We start from the raw sequence: 16372 nt of genomic DNA, 5'->3' as shown, positions 1-16372 counted from the left end.
ATCGTAGGCCCGGCGGCGCCCTGCGCCGGGCATGATGGGGGCATGGGTGCATTCGATCCGTACGTCGCCGCCGATCGCCGCTACGACGGGGTGCCGTACCGCCGGGTGGGGGAGTCGGGCCTGAAGCTCCCGGCGGTCTCACTGGGCCTGTGGCACAACTTCGGCGACGACAAGCCGCTGCAGACCCAGCGCGACATCCTGCGCCGCGCCTTCGACCTGGGCGTGACCCACTTCGACCTGGCGAACAACTACGGCCCGCCGCCCGGCAGCGCGGAGCGGAACTTCGGCACCCTCTTCGCCGAGGACTTCCGGCCGTACCGCGACCAGCTCATCATCTCCTCGAAGGCGGGCTGGGACATGCAGCCCGGCCCCTACGGCTTCGGCGGCTCCCGCAAGTACCTGCTCTCCTCGCTGGACAGCTCGCTGCGGCGGATGGGCCTCGACCACGTGGACATCTTCTACAGCCACCGTCCCGACCCCGAGACGCCGCTCGAGGAGACCATGGGCGCGCTGCACACCGCCGTCACGTCGGGGCGGGCGCTGTACGTGGGGATCTCGTCGTACAGCGCCGAACTCACCGCGCGGGCGCAGGAGATCATGCGCGGGCTCGGCACGCCGCTGCTCATCCACCAGCCCTCGTACTCGATGCTCAACCGCTGGATCGAGCGCGGCGGGGAGACCGGCGGGCCCTCGCTCCTGGAGACCACCGCCGCCGAGGGCATGGGCGTCATCGCCTTCTCACCGCTCGCGCAGGGCCTGCTCACCGACCGCTACCTCGGCGGCGTGCCGGAGGACTCCCGCGCCGCCGCGGGCAAGAGCCTCTCCGGCGGCATGCTGTCGGAGGAGAACCTGGCGCGCGTGCGCGGACTCGCGGGCATCGCCGCCGACCGGGGGCAGACGCTCGCGCAGATGGCGATCGCGTGGGTGCTGCGCTCGCCGGCGGTGACGTCCGCGCTGATCGGGGCGTCCAGCGTCGCGCAGCTCGAGGACAGCGTGGGCGCCGTCGCGAACCTCGCGTTCACCGCCGACGAGTTGGCCGCGATCGACGAGTTCGCCGTGGACGGCGACGTGAACATCTGGTGGGGCGCCACCGCCTCGACGTCGTGACCGCCTCGAGGACCGGCGCCGCCGGACGGGTCTACGGCGGCGCCGACGCACGCACCCGGCACGCCGAGCGCCTGGCCCGGCTCGAGGACGCCGGGCTGGAGCTGTTCGCCACCGTCGGGTACCAACAGACGACGGTCGCGGACGTGTGCGAGCGGGCGAAGGTGTCGCGGCGCCACTTCTACGAGCAGTTCGCCGACCGCGAGGCCCTCCTGCGACACCTGTACACGGCCGTCCACGACCGCGGGCGCGCCGCCGTCGCCGCCGCGTTGGCCGACGGTGCCCGCGCCGCCGGCACGGGCGACGGGGCCGTCGCGACGCTGGTCGCGTCCGGCCTGACGGCGTACATCGACGCGGTCCTCGCCGACCCGCGGGGGCTGCGGGTGGCCTTCGTCGAGGTGGTCGGCGTCAGCGCCGAGCTGGAGGCCTACCGGCTGGCCAACCGCGACCTGTGGGCGCGGACCATCCGCTCGGCGGCGGAGGCGGCGGGAGCGCGGCCCGTCGCGCCGTGGGTGCACGCGGCCTTCATCCCGTCGGTCAACGAGTTCCTCATGGCCTGGTGGCAGCACGGGGGCGACCGGTCGAACCCCGCAGGCCTGGTGCGCGTCCTGACCTCTGTGCTGACGAACCTGCTGGTGACGGCACCGTCGGACAGGAACTGACCGCATTCGGCTCTAGCCTGGCCCCATGCCCGCCACCGCCGTCCCCGTCCTGCCCTGCGTCGACCCCGAGGCCACGCGCGAGTTCTACACCGCCCTCGGCTTCGCGTGCGTCGGCTATCAGGTGCGCCCGTACCTGTACCTCGCGTTCACGCGCGACGGTGCCGACGTCCACTTCGGGCGCTTCGCCCGCGACGCCGACGACACGGGGGTCTGCCTGCTGCTGGTCGACGACGTGGCCGCCGAGCACGCGGCGTTCAAGGCCGCGATCAAAGGGCTCCTCGGGAAGGTGCCCGCGTCCGGTGAGCCGCGGCTCACCCGCTTCCGGCCCGGCGCCTCGCGGTTCACGCTGGTCGACCCGTCGGGGAACCAGCTGCTGATCATCCGCAAGGACGAGCCGGACTTCGAGTACGGCGGAGCGACGGCGTTGTCCGGGCTCGCGAAGGCGCTCGACAACGCCCGCATCCTCAGCGGCTTCAAGGGCGACGACGCCGCGGCCTACCGGGCTCTGACCTCCGCCCTACGCCGCCCGAAGGACGGCGACACGGACGCCGATCGCGCCCTCGCCCTGGCGTTCCTGCTGGAACTCGCGCCCGCCGCGGGCCGGGACGCGGACGTGCCCGGCCTCGTGGGGGAGCTGCGGGCCCTGCCGGTGACGCCCGAGGAACTCGAGGGCGCCGTCGCGACCGCCGCCGATCCGGGCGCGTTGCGGGCGCTCCTGGAGTCGGCGGACTAGGCCACGCGCGTGCGATCGGGGTTGGCGCGCACCGTCTTCAGGGACTTCTCGAGTTCCTTCTTGGTGGCGCCGTGGGCGGCCATCCGGTTGAGCTTGTGGATCACCACGGGGCACTTCATGCACCGCGTCTTCTTGCGGCAGCACTTCTTCTTGGGCTTGCTGCCCACGAGCTTGTGCGCCTTGGTCTTACTCACCTGAATAGGTTAGCGCAACCTAATCGTGGGATGCCAACCGTCACATCCGGCGGTCACGATGCGGCTCCTCGGGCCTTCGGGAAGTAACCTGGTCACGACCAGGCGTGTCCGCACGCCCCCTTCGACGCGCCCACGGACCATCGGCCGCTGCGCGCGCACGACCACCTCACAGGAGAACCACAGTGGCTCAGCCCAGCTTCCGCAACGTCGCCATCGTCGCGCACGTCGACCACGGGAAGACCACCCTGGTCGACGCCATGCTGCGGCAGTCCGGCGCGTTCGGCGAGCGCGCCGAGCTGGTCGACCGCGTCATGGACTCCGGTGACCTGGAGAAGGAGAAGGGCATCACCATCCTGGCGAAGAACACGGCCGTGCACCGTGTCAACGCCGATGGCACCACCACCGTCATCAACGTGATCGACACCCCGGGCCACGCCGACTTCGGCGGCGAGGTCGAGCGCGGCCTGTCCATGGTCGACGGCGTCGTCCTGCTCGTCGACGCCTCCGAGGGCCCGCTGCCGCAGACCCGCTTCGTGCTGCGCAAGGCGCTCGCCGCGTCGCTGCCCGTCATCCTGGTCGTGAACAAGACCGACCGCCCCGACGCCCGCATCGAGGAGGTCGTCACCGAGGCCCAGGACCTGCTGCTGGACCTCGCGTCGGACCTGTCCGACGAGGCCGCAGAGGCCGCCGAGCTCGCGCTGGGGCTGCCCGTGATCTACGCCTCGGGCCGCGAGGGCAAGGCGTCGACCACCGCGCCCGCCAACGGCGCCGTCCCGGACGCCGAGAACCTCGACGAGCTGTTCCAGATCCTGCACGACCACATCCCCGCCCCCAAGGGCGATCCGGAGGCCCCGCTGCAGGCCCACGTGACCAACCTCGACGCGTCGGCCTTCCTCGGCCGCCTCGCGCTGGTTCGCATCCACAACGGCACGCTGCGCAAGGGCCAGACCGTGGCCTGGATGCGCGAGGTCGACGGCGAGCCCGTGATCACCAACGCCAAGGTCACCGAGCTGCTCGCCACCGAGGGCGTCGAGCGCAAGCCCGCCGAGGAGGCCGTCGCCGGCGACATCGTGGCCGTCGCCGGCTTCCCGGAGATCATGATCGGCGACACCCTCGCCGACCTGGAGAACCCCGTCGCGCTGCCGCGGATCACCGTCGATCAGCCCGCGATCTCGGTCACCATCGGCACCAACACGTCGCCGCTGGTCGGCAAGGTCTCCGGCCACAAGCTGACCGCCCGCATGGTCAAGTCGCGCCTCGACTCCGAGCTCATCGGCAACGTCTCGCTCAAGGTCCTCGACATCGGCAAGCCCGACCAGTGGGAGGTGCAGGGCCGCGGTGAGCTGGCGCTGGCCATCCTCGTCGAGCAGATGCGCCGCGAGGGCTTCGAGCTCACCGTCGGCAAGCCCCAGGTGGTCACGCAGAAGATCGACGGCAAGGTGCACGAGCCCTTCGAGCACCTGACGATCGACGTCCCCGAGGAGTACCTCGGCTCGGTCACCCAGCTGCTCGCCAACCGTCGCGGCCGCATGGAGACCATGGCCAACCAGGGCACCGGTTGGGTCCGCATGGAGTTCGTCGTCCCGTCGCGCGGCCTCATCGGCTTCCGCACCGACTTCCTCACCGAGACCCGCGGCACCGGCATCGCCAACGCCGTCTTCCACGAGTACGCGCCGTGGGCCGGCGAGATCCGCGCCCGCCACACCGGCTCGCTGGTCTCGGACCGCCAGGGCAGCGTGACCCCGTTCGCCATGATCCAGCTGGCCGACCGCGGCACCTTCTTCGTCGAGCCCGGCGCCGACACCTACGAGGGCATGGTCGTGGGCATCAACCCGCGCGCCGAGGACCTCGACATCAACGTCACCAAGGAGAAGAAGCTGACCAACATGCGTCAGTCCTCCGCCGACGTGATGGAGACCCTCGCCAAGCCCATCAAGCTGGAGCTCGAGGCCGCGATGGAGTTCTGCGCCGCCGACGAGTGCGTCGAGGTCACCCCCGAGGTCGTTCGGGTGCGTAAGGTGCACCTGAACGCCACCGAGCGCGCCCGCGAGCGTTCGCGCGCCAAGTCGCGGGACCAGGCCGCGGGCTGATCGCCGTCGGTCGCGGCGACGCGACCCGCGGGCGGTGTGGACTTCGAGCGAGCGGTAGGAGGCACGAGGAGTGCGGCACAGGTCCCTGGGGCTGACGGTGGCGTCGGCCCTGCTCGCGACGACCCTCACCGCCTGTGTCGCGGACCCGCCGCCCGCGGTGCCGGGCTCGGAGACCTCCGCGCCGCCGCAGGCCCCGGCCACCACCGGCGCCACCGTGCAGGTGGCGATCGACGGGCTGGGCCCCGGCTTCAACCCGCACCTCGCGTCCAACTCCTCCTCCGCCTCGCGGGCGCTGGCGGCGATGACGCTCCCGAGCGTCTTCCGCGAGGTCCGGGGGCAGGACGGGCGGGTGACGCTGCAGCAGAACACCGACCTGATCCCGGCGATCGAGCACCCCGCGCCGCTGCAGATCGCCTACACCATCCGGCAGGACGCGCAGTGGTCCGACGGTGCGCCGATCGCCGCGGAGGACTTCGTCTACCTCTGGCAGTCGATGACCACCGCCCCGGACACGGTCGGTTCCGCGCCCTACCGGCAGATCGAATCCGTGGCCTCCGGCGCGGGCGGCAAGCGCGTCATCGTGACCCTCAAGGCGCCGCTGCCCGGGTGGCGGACCCTGTTCCAGAACCTGCTCCCCAGCCACCTGATCAAGGGCTCGCCGGGCGGCTTCAACGGCGCGATGCGGGAGAAGATCCCCGCCTCCGGCGCCGGGTACCTCGTCAAGAAGGTCGACGTGGCGCGCGACGAGGTCACCCTCGAGCGCAACGACCGCTACTGGATGAAGCCCGCCCTCGTGGACCGCATCGTGCTCCGCAAGGGCGGCACGGACACGCAGCTCGCGAACTCCGTCCGCACCGGCGACGTGCAGGTGGTCTCGGTGCACGGCGGGCCGTCGCTGTTGGCGCAGCTCACCTCGATCTACGAGGTGCGGGCCGTCGAGCAGGTCGATCCCCGCGTGCTCTCGCTGACGCTGAACACCCGCTCGAAGTTCCTCGCCGACGTCGAGGTGCGCCGCGCCCTCCTCGACGCGGTGAACGTCGACCTGCTCACCACCGTCGGCTCGGGCGGCGACGCGGCGCGCCCGGCCCGCGCGCAGGTGCTGGCACCGTCGGATCCCGGCTACGTCCCGACGATGCCCGCGCGCCCCGCGCCCGCCGAGGCGAAGGTGCGGCTGGAGCAGGCCCTGGCCGGCGCGGGCTACACGCTGCAGAACGCGCCGATCCCGCCCAGCCAGAGCGTGCCGCCCACCCCGCCGCCGCCCACGACCGAGCCCGCCGGCCCGAGCACCAGCACCGACCCGTCGGCGTTGCCGGTGCCGCCCTCGCCGTCGCCCGGCGAGAACGTGCAGCAGTACGTCCGCGACGGGGTGCCGATGTTCCTGCGGATCGGCGTGCCGCAGGGCAACGTCGCGGCGTTCGCCGTCGCCAGCAACGCCACCGACCAGCTGCGCGCCATGGGCGTCTTCGCCTCGGTGGTGGCGCTGGAGCCGCAGGTGGCCGCCGGAACCGCGCTGCTCGACGGTGCCGTCGACGCCGTGGTCGGGTGGTCCAGCACCGGCCCGACGCCGGCCGAGCGGTTCGCGAGTCGCGTCGAGTGCCCCGCGCCGCCGTCCGAGGGCGGGCAGCGACCCACGACCACCAGCACGCCGCAGGTCCCGAACCTCGAGAACGATCCGGCCGCGACCACCGTGGGCGGCAACCTCGCGGGCCTGTGCGACGCGGACCTGCAGGGACTCGCGCTCGACGGCCTGCGTGGCGGCCCCATCGACCTCGCGGCGATCGACGCGCAGCTCTGGTCGCGCGCGACCGTCCTGCCGATCCTGCAGGACGTGACGCTGACGGCCGTCGGTCCTACGGTGCAGGGCGTCACCCTGGAGGGGCCGCCGCGCGATGGCGTCTTCACCGGCGTCGAGGGATGGGCCCGCAAGTGACCCGGGAGAGCGGACGGCGCCTGCTGCTGGTGCACGCGCACCCCGACGACGAGACCATCACCACCGGCGGGACCATCGCGCGCTACCTCGCCGAGGGCGCCGACGTGACCGTCGTGACCTGCACGCTCGGCGAGGAGGGCGAGGTGATGGAGCCGCGGTTCGCGCAGCTGACCGCCGAGAACGCCGACCAGCTGGGCGGCTACCGGATCGGCGAGCTCACGGGCGCGCTCGCCGCGCTGAGCGACCCCGCCGGGCCGGTGCTACGGCCCCGCTTCCTCGGCGGCATGGGCCGCTGGCGCGACTCCGGTATGGCCGGCACCCCCGCCGCGGAGCACCCACGCGCGTTCGCCTCGTCGCCCTACCTGGACCGGCTCGACGGGAGTCCCCTGGAAGCCCTCACCAGCATCCTCCGGGAGACGCGGCCGCAGGTCGTGATCACCTACGACGAGGTCGGCGGCTACGGCCATCCCGATCACATCGCGGCGCACCTGCTCACGCACGCCGCCGTCGTCGCGGCGGCGGATCCCGGCGTGCCGGGGGAGCCCTGGGCGGTCGCGAAGCTGTACTGGACGGTGACCGCGCACGGCGATCTCGACGCCGGCCTCGCCGCGCTACGCGGCGGCGACCTGCCCGACGGCTGGAGCGTGCCCGCGACGGACGATCTGCCCGCCCACGACGACGCGGCGATCACCACCCGGATCGACGTCTCCGCCGTCCTCGACCGCAAGCGCGCCGCGCTCCGCGCCCACGCGACGCAACTCGGCGTCAGCGCGGACGGCGCGGCCCTCGCCCTGACCAACCGGATCGCGCAGCCCGTCTTCGCCGAGGAGGCCTACGTCCTGGCCCGCGGCACCGCGGCCCCCGGCCCCGACGGGGTCGAGCGGGACCTGTTCGCGGGGGTGGCGTGATGGAGCCGCTGGACCGGATCCTGCTCGGCGTCGCGACCGTGGGCGGCGCGGTGTGCGCGGTCGGCGCCACGATGTACCTCTACCTGTACGCCGGCGCCGCGCCCCTTCCGCTCTCCGCGGTTCTGTTCGGCGGTTTCCTGGCGGCGATCGCCGTCGCGGCCCGCCGGCTGGGCGGCGAGCCGGTCCACGGCGCGCTGCCCGTGATCGCGTTCCTCCTGGTGGTCGCGGTCTTCCTCGTCGGCGGGCCGGGCGGCGACATCGTGCTCTACGCCGACTGGCGGCTGCTCCTGCTCCTGCTCTGTGGAATCGGGATGCCGATCCTCGCGGGACACCTGGCATCATCGGAGAAGTGACGGACGCTTCAGAGCAGACCCCCGCGCTTCTCCCGCTGCCGACGGTGCCGAAACGCGCGGCGGAGCCGTACGTGCCGACGGCGTCGGCGATGCGCCGCGCCCTGCGCCGGGCGCGGGACGGGGCGGTGCTCAACGTCGACGAGGCGCAGGTGCTGCTCGCGGCCCGCGGCGACGACCTGGACGACCTGTGCCGCTCCGCGGCGCGGGTGCGCGACGCCGGGCTCCTCGAGGCCGGGCTGACCGGGGCCGACGGTACGCCGCAGGTCACGTACAGCAAGAAGGTCTTCATCCCGATCACGCGGCTGTGCCGCGACAAGTGCCACTACTGCACCTTCGTGACGGTGCCCGGCAAGCTGGCGGCCGAGGGGCACGGCGCCTACATGGAGCCGGACGAGATCCTCGAGGTCGCGCGCCGCGGCGCCGAGCTCGGCTGCCACGAGGCGCTGTTCACCCTGGGCGACCGGCCGGAGGACCGCTGGGAGGCGGCCCGGACCTGGCTCGACGAGCGCGGCTACGACTCCACGCTGGACTACGTGCGGGCCATGGCCATCCGGGTGCTGGAGGAGACGGGCCTCCTGCCGCATCTGAACCCGGGCGTCATGAGCTGGGAGGAGCTCTCGCGGCTCAAGCCCGTCGCGCCGTCGATGGGCATGATGCTCGAGACCACCTCCGAGCGCCTCTTCACGGAGAAGGGGCAGCCGCACTACGGCTCGCCCGACAAGGACCCGGCGGTCCGTCTGCGCACCCTCACCGACGCGGGGCGCCTCTCGGTGCCCTTCACGACGGGGCTCCTCATCGGCATCGGCGAGGACGAGCGCGAGCGCGCCGAGTCGATCATGGCCATCCGCAAGGTGCACAAGGCCTTCGGCCACGTGCAGGAGGTCATCATCCAGAACTTCCGCGCCAAGCCCGATACCGCCATGCGGTCCGTGGAGGACGCGGACCTCGAGGTCTACCGGGCGGCGATCGCCGTGACCCGGATGGTGCTGGGGCCCGCGATGCGGGTGCAGGCGCCGCCGAACCTGGTCTCCGCCGACGAGTGCAGGCTCCTGCTGGAGGCCGGCGTCGACGACTGGGGCGGCGTTTCGCCCGTGACCCCGGACCACGTCAACCCCGAGCGCCCCTGGCCGGACCTCGACGCGCTCGCGGCGATCACCGCCGACGCGGGATTCGAACTGCGCCAGCGGCTCACGGCGCAGCCCAAATACGTGCGCGCCGGCAGCCCGTGGATCGACCCGCGGGTCGCGCCCCACGTCGCGGCCCTCGCCGACCCGGAGACGGGGCTCGCGGACCCGGGCGCGATGCCCGTCGGCCTGCCCTGGCAGGAGCCCGACGAGGAGTGGACGTCGTCGGGCCGCACCGACCTGAACACCGCCATCGACGTCGACGGCCGCAACACCGACACCCGCTCGGACCTCGGCTCCGCCTTCGGCGACTGGGAGTCGGTGCGCGAGCAGGTGCTCTCGCTGTCGGCGCCGGAGAAGGTGGAATCCGACGTGCTCTCGGCCCTGCGGGCCGCGGAGAAGAACCCGGGCGGGCTCTCCGACGACCAGTACCGGGCGCTCGCGTACGCCGACGACGCCGGACTGGAAGCCCTGGTGGCCCTGGCGGATCAGCTGCGCAAGGACGTCGTGGGCGACGTGGTGACCTACGTGGTCAACCGGAACATCAACTTCACCAACATCTGCTACACCGGCTGCCGGTTCTGCGCCTTCGCGCAGCGCAAGGGCGACGCCGACGCCTTCACGCTCTCCATGAAGGAGGTCGCCGACCGCGCCGAGGAGGCGTGGCGGGTGGGCGCCACCGAGGTGTGCATGCAGGGCGGCATCGACCCCGACCTGCCCGCCACCGGCTACGCCGACCTGGTGCGCGCCGTCAAGCAGCGCGTCCCGGGCATGCACGTGCACGCCTTCAGCCCGATGGAGATCGTCAACGGCGCGGCCCACTCGGGGGAGTCGGTGCGGGACTGGCTGATCGGGCTGCGCGAGGCCGGCCTCGACACCATCCCCGGCACCGCCGCCGAGATCCTCGACGACGAGGTCCGCTGGGTGCTCACCAAGGGCAAATTGCCCACGTCGGCGTGGATCGACGTGGTCACCACCGCCCACGAGGTGGGCATCCGGTCGAGCTCGACGATGATGTACGGCCACGTCGACAACCCGTCGCACTGGGTCACGCACCTCAACGTGCTGCGCGACATCCAGGACCGCACGGGCGGCTTCACCGAATTCGTGCCGCTGCCCTTCGTGCACCAGAGCGCACCGCTGTACCTCGCGGGCGCGGCGCGCCCGGGGCCTACGAAGCGGGACAACCGCGCGGTGCACGCGCTCGCGCGGGTCATGCTGCACGGCCGCATCGACCACGTCCAGACGTCGTGGGTCAAACTCGGCACCGCGGGCACGCAGGCCATGTTGCAGGGCGGAGCGAACGACCTGGGTGGCACCCTGATGGAGGAGACGATCTCGCGGATGGCGGGATCGGCACACGGATCGGAGAAGACGGTGGCGGAATTGCACGCGATCGCGAACGGCATCGGGCGCCCGGCGCGCGAGCGCACCACGACGCACGCCCAGCGGGGTGCCGCGTGAACGCGCTGGAGCCGCGCGGCGGCGCGGTCACGGGCACGGTGACCGACCTGGAGCTGGCGCGCACCGTCGGCGTCTTCGTCACGGTCGCGCGGCCCGCGGTGGCCGGCGTCCGGGTGGTCTCCACGCTGGCCGGGCTCACCCCGATCCCGCTGGTCAACGGCTACCTCAAGCGCGACGCCGACGGCCGCTCCCGGTGGTGGGTCATCCCCGTCGGCGCGGTCTCGACGGTGGCGGTGGCCTGGCCCGGCGCCCTCGGCTTCGTCGCGCGACTGCTGCCGCTGCAGACCTACCTGGGCTTCGCGAACCAGACCCTCGTCGTCGTGGGCGTGGCGGGGGAGCACGGCGTGGACCAGGTGCCCGAGCAGATCGACCTCGTCGCGCGGGTCCTGTCCCGCCGCCAGATCGACGCCCGCGCGCTCCTCGGGGATCAGCCGGGCTTCCAGGACCTCGTGCCCGTGCGCGAGACGACCGAGAAGCTGCGGGGCGGCGTCTTCTCGGCGTTCGGCGCGGTCCGCGACGTGCTGCACACCGTGAAGTCGGCGCGTTCGGCGCTCGAATCGCGCCCGCGTCCGGGCGGCGTCTTCGACACGGTGGGGAGGCTGCCGGTCGTGGGTGCGGCCGCCGGCTACGTCGGCGAGTTCGCCACGCTCCGCATCGTCGAGGCCCGCGCCTCCGACGGCGCGAAGATCCTCGGCCTGGAGGCCGCCTTCGCCGGAAACGCGGCTCCGTCGGGTGTCGAGGCGGACCCCGAGACCGAGGCGTAGCCCCGATTCCGGTCGGTCCGCGGCGCTAGACTCGGCGCATGACCGCAGCTCGGAGAGTCGACTTGATGTCGCTGGACGACTGGCGTGCCTTGGGGGAGGACACGGCGGTGCGGTCGGAGCTTCAGGAGGGGGTCCTGATCGTGTCTCCGAGTCCAAGGCCGTCGCATCAAGACGCGATCACCGCGCTCATTCTGCAGGTCGGCCCCGTGGTACCCGCCGCCTGGAAGGTGGCGCCCGACCTCGATGTGATCATCGACTCGTCGTTTCCGCCGACCGTGCGTCGGCCTGATCTGTCCGTCCGGAAGGCGGACGCGGGTCGCGAGGTGTCTGCGGATCAGGTGCTGCTCATCGTCGAGATCCTCTCGCCCGGAACCCGTCGCCAGGATGTGGTGACCAAGCGCAGCGAATACGCCGACGCGGGCATCCCGCACTACTGGATCGTCGACCTCGACGGCGGCCCGAGCATCGAGGCCCTCATACTCCGCGACGGCCGATACGAAGGCGCAACCTCCACAGGTGAATTCACGACGACGGTGCCCTTCGACCTCCGCGTGGACCTGACCGCACTGACGTGACGAAGGATGGGTGGGAGCACTGCCGTCGAGCGCATCGGAGGCCGCGAGCCGCTAGGCGAGCGGACGAGGTCTAAGCGAGCGGCAGTGCTCCCACCCGTCCCGGCCGGGTCCGGAGCGCGCCGTTGGAACTACGAGATGAGCCCGACGACCGTCGCGGAGATGAACGAGACCAGGGTCGCGCCGTAGAGCAGCTTGAGGCCGAACTTGGCGATCTGGTCGCCCTGGTCGGGGGCGAGCGACTTGGCGGCGCCGGCGATGATGCCGATCGAGCTGAAGTTCGCGAACGAGACCAGGAAGGTCTGGATGATGGCCTCGCCGCGGGCCGAGAGCACCAGCGGGCCGCCGGGATTCTGCTCGGTGAACGAGAGCATCGCGACGAATTCGTTGGTCACGAGCTTGGTGGCCATGAGGCTGCCCACGGTGGTGCACTCGCTCCACGGGACTCCGGTGAGCCAGGCCAGGGGCGCGAACACGTAGCCCAGGACGTCCTGGAAGGTGGTGCCGCCGAACAACGCGGCGAAGACGCCGTTGACGAGCGCCATCAGCGCGACGAAGCCGATGAGCATCGCGGCGACGGTGAGCGCCACCTTCGCGCCGTCGAGGATGTACTCGCCGAGCATCTCGAAGAAGGACTGCTTCTTCTGCTCGGGGGCGGCGAACACGTCCTCCTCGGGCTCGATCTCGTAGGGGCTCAGGAGCGAGACCACGATGAAGGCGCCGAAGAGGTTGAGCACGATGGCCGCGACCACGTACTTCGGCTGGATCATCGCCATGTACGAGCCGACGATGGACATCGACACGGTTGACATCGCCGACGCCGACAGCGTGTACAGGCGGTTGGCCGAGAGCGTCGGCAGGATCTTCTTGATCGCGATGAAGTTCTCGGACTGGCCGATGATCGCCGAGCTCACCGAGTTGAACGACTCGAGCTTGGGCATGCCCGTGATCTTGGACAGCGCCAGGCCCAGGTACTTGATGATCAGCGGCAGCACCTTGACGAACTGCAGGATGCCGATGAGCGCGGAGATCAGGATGATCGGGGTGAGCACGTTGAGGAAGAACGGGGTGCCCCCGTTCTCGTCCTTGAAGTCGACGAGGCCGCCGAAGACGAAAGCGGTGCCCGCGTGGGCGTAGCTCAGGAGGTGCTTGAATCCCGCCGACAGCCCGTCGATGACGAACTTGCCCACGGGCGTCTTGAGCATGATGAGGCCCAGCACGAACTGGATCGCGAGCATCCCCAGGATGTACGGCGCCTTCTTCTTGAGCATGGCGACGTTCCGCGTGGGGAGGTACGCGAGGAGGAGGAAGACGACGAGTCCGAACACACCGACGATTACGTGCACTGGTGAATGAAATCACACACCGGCAGGTTAGGCGACACTTCTTTGTGACACGTTCCAGCGGCGCGGAATACTGTCGGGTGGAAGCAGTCGGTGCGAAGGAGATGACAGGTGACGTACACCATCGCAGAGCCCTGTGTGGATGTGCTCGACAAGGCATGCATCGAGGAGTGCCCCGTCGACTGTATCTACGAGGGCAACCGGATGCTGTACATCCAGCCGGATGAGTGCGTGGACTGCGGCGCCTGCGAGCCCGTGTGCCCCGTCGAGGCCATCTTCTACGAGGACGACGTGCCGGACGAGTGGGCCGAGTACGTGACCGCGAACATCGATTTCTTCGACGAGATCGGTTCGCCCGGCGGCGCCGCCAAGCAGGGGAAGATCGACTACGACCACCCCTTCATCAAGGCGCTCCCGCCCATGAACACCGACACCGAGCACTGATCGTGCCGCGCGTGCCCGTGGCGTCCGGCCTGCCGGACTTCCCGTGGGACACCCTGGCGGGCGCGAAGGCGAAGGCCGCGGCGCACGTCGGCGGCATCGTCGACCTCTCCGTCGGCACCCCCGTCGACCCCGTCGCCGAGCCCATCCGCCGCGCCCTCTACGAGGGCTCCGCGTTCCCCGGCTACCCGGCCACGATCGGCACCCTCGCGCTGCGCGAGGCGGCCGCGGCGGCCCTGAGCCGCCGGTACGGCACCGTCGCGCTGCCGGAGGACGCGATCCTGCCCGTGATCGGGACCAAGGAGGCGATCGCGCAGCTGCCGTCGCAACTCGGGCTCGGAAGCGGTGACGTCGTGGTCATCCCCGAGGTCGCGTACCCCACGTACGAGGTGGGTGCGCTGCTCGCCGGGGCGCGGCCGGTGCGGGCCGACGGTACTGCTCAGCTCGGCCCGGAGCGGCCGGCGCTGGTCTTCGTGAACTCGCCGTCGAACCCGACGGGCAAGGTGCTCGGCGTCGACCACCTGCGCAAGGTGGTGCAGTGGGCCCGTGCGCGCGGCGCGATCGTCGCCTCCGACGAGTGCTACCTGGGCCTGGCCTGGGAGGCCGAGCCCGTCTCGGTGCTCGATCCGCGCGTCTGCGGCGGCGACACCACCGGGCTGATCGCGATCCACTCGCTGTCGAAGACCTCGAACCTGGCCTCCTACCGGGCCGGGTTCCTCGCGGGCGACCCGGCGCTCATCGCCGAGCTGGCCGCCGTGCGCAAGCACGCCGGCGCTATCGTGCCCTTCCCGGTGCAGGCCGCCATGACGTACGCCCTCTCGGTGGACGAGCACGAGGCCGAGCAGCGCGCCCGCTACGCCGCCCGCCGCGCGGTCCTGCTGCAGGCCGTCCGCGGCGCCGGCTTCACCGTGGACGACTCCGAGGCCGGCCTGTACCTGTGGTCGACGCGCGGCGAGCCCTGCCGCGACACCGTCGACTGGCTCGCCGAGCGCGGCATCCTCGCCGCGCCGGGCGAGTTCTACGGCCCGCGGGGCGCGCAGCACGTGCGGATCGCGATGACCGCGACGGACGAGCGGATCGCCGCCGCCGCCCAGCGCCTGGCCTGATGGGGATCTCGGGGGTCTCGGCCGCGTGGCGGCCCGAGCTCGCCGGGATGCTGCTCGACGGTGCCCGCTCGGGCTCCGTCGCGTTCACCGAGATCGTGGCCGAGAACGTCGACCCGGCCGTTCTGCCCGCCGAGCTGGCGGAACTGGTGGGCCTGGGCGTCACGGTGGTGCCGCACGGGGTCACGCTCGGCATCGCGGGCGCCGACCTGCCCGATCCCGGCCGGGTGCGGCGGCTCGCCGACCTCGCGGTGGCGCTGGACGCGCCGCTCGTCAGCGAGCACGTCGCCTTCGTGCGGGCGGGCACCGTCGGGCTCGACGACGCTCCCGCCGAGGACGCGCCGGGGCCCCACGACGACGTCCTGGAGGCCGGGCACCTCATGCCGGCGCCGCGGACCCCGGAGGCGCTCGACGTGCTCGTGGAGAACGTGCGTGCCGTGCAGGCGGTGCTGCCCGTGCCGCTCGCCCTGGAGAACATCGCCGCGCTGTTCGCGTGGCCCGAGGACCACTACGACGAGCCGGCCTACCTGCGCGAGCTGGTCGACCGGACCGGGGTGCGCCTGGTCCTCGACCTGGCGAACGTCTACGCCTCCTGCACGGCGCGCGGAGCGGACGCCGCTGCGGAACTGCGGCGCTACCCGCTGGAGGCCGTCGCCTACGTGCACATCGCGGGCGGACGCTTCGACAAGGGGCTCTACCTCGACACCCACGCCGATCCGATATGTCCGGAAGTTCTGGATCTGCTCGCGGTCTGGCGTGATTCACAGCGTTCTCTTGGGGGCGTTTCCGCAGGTGGGGGCGCGTTGCCCGGAGTGTTGCTGGAACGTGACGAGTCCGTGATCGAATCCGCGGTCCGGCACGAGATGCTGTGCCTACGAGAGGTTCTCGGGATCGACTGAACGACGAGGAGGTGCGGGATGGAAGCCGTGGTGGTGTTCTTCGTGATCTTCGCAGTGATCGCCGTATGCGTGTCCATCGCGGGCGGTCAGAGCGGCGGGCGGCGCGGCGGGCGGTCCCGCCGGCGCGGCGGCTCCTCGGGCGACGGCGGCGGTTCGGCCTGGTTCTTCGGCGGTTCCGACGGCGGCTCGCACCATTCGGGCCACGACTCCGGTTCCAACTGCAGCGCGAGCAGCTGCGGCTCCAGCAGCTGCGGGTCCAGCTCGTCGAGCAGTTCGAGCAGCTGTGGTTCCTCCTGAGGCGCGGGACCGGCTGCGGCACCGCCAGGCGGCGGTGCTCACCGATCTGCTCGCCGGCCGGGTGCCGGCGGGCTTCGACGCCGGCGGCGCGGCCCTGACCGCCCGGGTCCTCGCGGTGAAGCGCGCGGGCTCGGCGGCCAGGGCGCTCCCCGCGCTGAAGACCCTGCCGGGCTGGCCGCGCGGCTTCGTCGGCTACGCGGCGGCGCACCCGAAGGCGGACTGTTCCGCCCACGACGCCCGCGCGTACGTCGCGTGGCTGCGCACGCACGGCACGGAGCCCGAGCGCGCGTGGGTGGCCGTCGAGTCGGTGCGCAGCGGCGCCCGGCGCTGGTCCGTGGCGCGTGGTCGCCCGGTCGTGCGCGTCGGCGGCCGGGTCTACGGCGCCTGACGG

The 16372-nt window shown here is 72.0% G+C and carries 17 protein-coding genes; 15 read left to right on the top strand and 2 right to left on the bottom strand.

Annotated elements, in window-relative coordinates:
* The first annotated feature begins 42 nt into the window (after positions 1 to 42).
* The 3 genes from mgrA to ACM9LD_RS17875 are packed head-to-tail and all read left to right on the top strand — an operon-like array spanning position 43 to position 2499.
* Positions 43 to 1107 (top strand): L-glyceraldehyde 3-phosphate reductase, encoded by a 1065-nt coding sequence (gene mgrA / locus ACM9LD_RS17885; protein ID WP_415677916.1) that lies wholly within the window; start codon positions 43 to 45, stop codon positions 1105 to 1107.
* Positions 1104 to 1766: a TetR/AcrR family transcriptional regulator gene (locus ACM9LD_RS17880; protein WP_415677915.1), complete on the top strand. Its 663-nt coding sequence runs from the start codon at positions 1104 to 1106 to the stop codon at positions 1764 to 1766. The genes mgrA and ACM9LD_RS17880 overlap by 4 nt, the downstream gene beginning before the upstream one ends.
* 25 nt (positions 1767 to 1791) lie before the next feature.
* The gene (locus tag ACM9LD_RS17875; protein ID WP_415677914.1) at positions 1792 to 2499 is read left to right on the top strand and encodes a VOC family protein; all 708 of its coding nucleotides are present in this window, start codon (positions 1792 to 1794) and stop codon (positions 2497 to 2499) included.
* On the opposite strand, the gene ACM9LD_RS17870 is transcribed toward ACM9LD_RS17875, so the two are convergent.
* On the bottom strand, positions 2496 to 2693 hold the full coding sequence (locus tag ACM9LD_RS17870) for a hypothetical protein (protein ID WP_068524542.1): 198 nt from the start codon (positions 2691 to 2693) through the stop codon (positions 2496 to 2498). The genes ACM9LD_RS17875 and ACM9LD_RS17870 overlap by 4 nt on opposite strands.
* Positions 2694 to 2875: 182 nt before the next feature.
* Between ACM9LD_RS17870 and typA the strand changes: the two genes are divergently transcribed.
* The 7 genes from typA (at position 2876) to ACM9LD_RS17835 (ending at position 11901) form a co-directional block, all read left to right on the top strand.
* Complete coding sequence (typA, locus tag ACM9LD_RS17865) at positions 2876 to 4783, top strand: translational GTPase TypA (RefSeq protein ID WP_415677913.1); 1908 nt, start codon at positions 2876 to 2878, stop codon at positions 4781 to 4783.
* A gap of 70 nt (positions 4784 to 4853) precedes the next feature.
* Positions 4854 to 6713 (top strand): ABC transporter family substrate-binding protein, encoded by a 1860-nt coding sequence (locus tag ACM9LD_RS17860; protein ID WP_415677912.1) that lies wholly within the window; start codon positions 4854 to 4856, stop codon positions 6711 to 6713.
* Positions 6710 to 7621 carry an N-acetyl-1-D-myo-inositol-2-amino-2-deoxy-alpha-D-glucopyranoside deacetylase gene (mshB, locus tag ACM9LD_RS17855; protein ID WP_415677911.1) on the top strand — a complete coding sequence of 304 codons (912 nt, stop codon included), beginning with the start codon at positions 6710 to 6712 and terminating at the stop codon, positions 7619 to 7621. Before ACM9LD_RS17860 ends, mshB begins: the two co-directional genes overlap by 4 nt.
* A complete protein-coding gene (locus ACM9LD_RS17850; protein ID WP_415677910.1) occupies positions 7618 to 7974 on the top strand; it encodes a hypothetical protein in 357 nt (118 codons plus the stop codon). The genes mshB and ACM9LD_RS17850 overlap by 4 nt, the downstream gene beginning before the upstream one ends.
* On the top strand, positions 7971 to 10562 hold the full coding sequence (locus ACM9LD_RS17845; protein ID WP_415677909.1) for a bifunctional FO biosynthesis protein CofGH: 2592 nt from the start codon (positions 7971 to 7973) through the stop codon (positions 10560 to 10562). The genes ACM9LD_RS17850 and ACM9LD_RS17845 overlap by 4 nt, the downstream gene beginning before the upstream one ends.
* Positions 10559 to 11326 carry a hypothetical protein gene (locus ACM9LD_RS17840; protein ID WP_415677908.1) on the top strand — a complete coding sequence of 256 codons (768 nt, stop codon included), beginning with the start codon at positions 10559 to 10561 and terminating at the stop codon, positions 11324 to 11326. The genes ACM9LD_RS17845 and ACM9LD_RS17840 overlap by 4 nt, the downstream gene beginning before the upstream one ends.
* Positions 11327 to 11364: 38 nt before the next feature.
* On the top strand, positions 11365 to 11901 hold the full coding sequence (locus ACM9LD_RS17835; protein ID WP_415677907.1) for a Uma2 family endonuclease: 537 nt from the start codon (positions 11365 to 11367) through the stop codon (positions 11899 to 11901).
* A gap of 128 nt (positions 11902 to 12029) precedes the next feature.
* Here the strand turns inward: ACM9LD_RS17835 and ACM9LD_RS17830 are convergent, their stop codons facing one another.
* Positions 12030 to 13226: a NupC/NupG family nucleoside CNT transporter gene (locus ACM9LD_RS17830; RefSeq protein ID WP_415677906.1), complete on the bottom strand. Its 1197-nt coding sequence runs from the start codon at positions 13224 to 13226 to the stop codon at positions 12030 to 12032.
* A 126-nt stretch (positions 13227 to 13352) separates the two neighbouring features.
* Here ACM9LD_RS17830 and fdxA point away from each other — a divergent pair, with 126 nt between their 5' ends.
* Genes fdxA through ACM9LD_RS17805 form a run of 5 tightly spaced genes read left to right on the top strand, consistent with a single transcriptional unit; the run spans position 13353 to position 16369 of the window.
* A complete protein-coding gene (gene fdxA / locus ACM9LD_RS17825) occupies positions 13353 to 13685 on the top strand; it encodes a ferredoxin (RefSeq protein ID WP_068524555.1) in 333 nt (110 codons plus the stop codon).
* A gap of 2 nt (positions 13686 to 13687) precedes the next feature.
* Positions 13688 to 14788, top strand: coding sequence for a succinyldiaminopimelate transaminase (gene dapC / locus ACM9LD_RS17820; protein ID WP_415677905.1), 1101 nt, complete (start codon positions 13688 to 13690; stop codon positions 14786 to 14788).
* The gene (locus tag ACM9LD_RS17815; RefSeq protein ID WP_415677904.1) at positions 14788 to 15684 is read left to right on the top strand and encodes a multinuclear nonheme iron-dependent oxidase; all 897 of its coding nucleotides are present in this window, start codon (positions 14788 to 14790) and stop codon (positions 15682 to 15684) included. The genes dapC and ACM9LD_RS17815 overlap by 1 nt, the downstream gene beginning before the upstream one ends.
* An 18-nt stretch (positions 15685 to 15702) precedes the next feature.
* Positions 15703 to 15981 carry a hypothetical protein gene (locus ACM9LD_RS17810; protein ID WP_415677903.1) on the top strand — a complete coding sequence of 93 codons (279 nt, stop codon included), beginning with the start codon at positions 15703 to 15705 and terminating at the stop codon, positions 15979 to 15981.
* Positions 15968 to 16369, top strand: coding sequence for a hypothetical protein (locus ACM9LD_RS17805; RefSeq protein WP_415677902.1), 402 nt, complete (start codon positions 15968 to 15970; stop codon positions 16367 to 16369). The genes ACM9LD_RS17810 and ACM9LD_RS17805 overlap by 14 nt, the downstream gene beginning before the upstream one ends.
* The last annotated feature ends 3 nt before the right edge of the window (positions 16370 to 16372 follow it).

Source organism: Tsukamurella hominis (genome assembly GCF_965137015.1).
In the GTDB taxonomy this organism is placed as follows: Bacteria; Actinomycetota; Actinomycetes; order Mycobacteriales; family Mycobacteriaceae; genus Tsukamurella; species Tsukamurella hominis.
This window is presented reverse-complemented; position numbering and strand designations above follow the sequence as displayed.